1 protein-coding gene is annotated in these 521 nt (G+C 40.9%); it reads left to right on the forward strand.

Annotated features, from left to right (window positions below):
- Positions 1-273: 273 nt before the first annotated feature.
- On the forward strand, positions 274-521 hold a 248-nt coding region (locus R7044_RS27960), incomplete at its 3' end, for a nuclear transport factor 2 family protein (RefSeq protein WP_225456341.1).

Below are 521 nucleotides of genomic sequence, written 5' to 3' on the forward strand. Positions count from 1 at the left end.
GAGCTACTGATGAGCCACCCACCACTAGAGAAACGTGTTGCGGCGCTACGCAACCAGTAATACGACTTACATAGTTTTTTGAAAAGGCTTGGTTTTTACCAAGCCTTTTTTTTGCCTGATGATCGCTCACCAATTTGATTACGTACTACTTTCTAAAAATCAAAGCGCAGAAACAAAGTTATACAAGTTTTTTTTGTACAACTTTTTCTAATTGGTCTATCTTGTACATATAATATTTTTGTACAACCATCAGTGACGTTTGGGAGCGAAAGAATGGACATACAGTCGGTTGGAGACATTTACCAGAAGCTTAACAAAGCGAACCTGCATCTTCTGAAAGACGTTTATCACCAAGATGTGGTGTTTGAAGATTCGGCTCATCGCTTAGAAGGACTGCCTGCTCTTTCTGATTATTTCCAGTCATTGTACGCGAATGTGATTCGCTGTGATTTCATCATCCATGATCATCAGCAGGTTGGGGACACGGGTTTCCTGACTTGGACTATGGATCTTCAACATCC

It is taken from the genome of Vibrio sp. 1402, assembly GCF_033340275.1.